1 protein-coding gene and 1 pseudogene are annotated in these 1,387 nt (G+C 65.4%); both read right to left on the bottom strand.

All coding sequences use genetic code 11. The features are described 5' to 3' along the window. Positions 1 to 177: 177 nt before the first annotated feature. Positions 178 to 1,041, bottom strand: coding sequence for a phage major capsid protein (locus tag ACXMYJ_RS29090; protein ID WP_443189624.1), 864 nt, complete (start codon positions 1,039 to 1,041; stop codon positions 178 to 180). A 131-nt stretch (positions 1,042 to 1,172) separates the two neighbouring features. Beyond that, positions 1,173 to 1,387: pseudogene (locus tag ACXMYJ_RS29095) on the bottom strand (IS630 family transposase); the annotation flags it as partial.

Genomic DNA, 1,387 nt, shown 5'->3' on the forward strand with positions numbered 1-1,387 from the left:
GGATCGTCGCCGCGCCCACCCCTCCAACTCGGCCCGCTCGTCAGTGGTCAAGACAATCTTCGCGGCATGAGGTGTCGGCACAACCCAGTCTAACAACTAGATCGCAATTAATGACTCAGGACACTAGCACCTGCGCCCGAGCGGAGTAGCCAGTGGCTCCCGAGCGCAGGTGGTCTGTTAGCTGCCTTCCATGCCGACGCGCACGACGGCTGCCTCGTGGGGGAAGGCGAACCCGACGCGCAGCACGGCGCGGATCGCGGTCCTGTAGCTGGAGAAGAACGGTGACGGGTCGGCCACGACCTCGGGGTCGTTGCGCAGCACGACGAACACGCGGTCTCTCGGGATGAGCCAGGCGGTGCCTTGCGCGCAGGCGGGTGCGGAGTGGATGCGCACGCCGAGCGCTGAGCGTCCGGTGACGGCGGTGGCGTCGACCCCGAGCAGCGGTTGATTGCTGTCGGTGCTGACTTTCGCGGTGGACAACGCGAGCACGTCGACCGGGTTGGCGACGAGGGAGAAGTTGGGCAGCCCGTCCACGGGGTGAATCGTGGGCGCACCCGCGTTCTCGGCCAGCGAGACCGCCTCGGCGATCACGTCGAGCGAGCCGTCGAATACCGCCGTTGTCTCGGTGACCCCGGTCAGGGACTCCAGCCCGTTGGGTCCGTTGGCCACGGTGTCCCCGAGCCAGGCGGCGTCCAGCTTGGTCCGCAAATCCCTTACGAGTCCTTGCCCGACAACGTCGAGCGCGGACGGGTCGGAGTCGGCGACCAGCTCGTTACTGACCACGGTCAAACCTTTGAGACCGGACGGGGTGACAAGCACTTCCTCGACATCGGGGTCGGAGACCGGGATCTCCGCACCCTCGGGCACCCACGCGGTATCGGGGTCGGACACGACGACCGGGAAGCGCATCGAGTGGCTGTCGGTCTGCACGACGGTGGAGGTGACCATTGCGACCGAGCTGGTGATGAGCGGCTGCACGACCAGCTCGGCAACCTGCTCGGGAGAGAGGATGGCGGCAGCGTTGGTGCTGTTGAGTGTCATCGGAGCGCCTTACGTGTGAGGGTGTCTCGGGGATGCTCACGGTGAGCGGTCACGCTCTGCCGTTGGTGCCTCACGAAGGCGAACAGTGCTGCGGATGACTGCGGCGCGCAGCCGGTCCGGCAGTGGCGAGTCTAGTGTCCTGAGTCATTAATTCGGTTGCAGTAGTTGGCGATGCTTGCCAGGATCTGGTCGGCGGTCTTAGTCCAGACGTAAGGCTTGGGGTTGTCGTTCCAGGTGTCGATCCAGGCACGGATATCGGCGTTGAGTTGCCGCACCGAGGTGTGAGTGGAGCGGCGCAGTTTCTTGGTGGTCAGCTCGGCAAACCAGCGCTCGACGAGATTGAGCC

It is taken from the genome of Mycobacterium sp. ZZG (assembly GCF_054786995.1).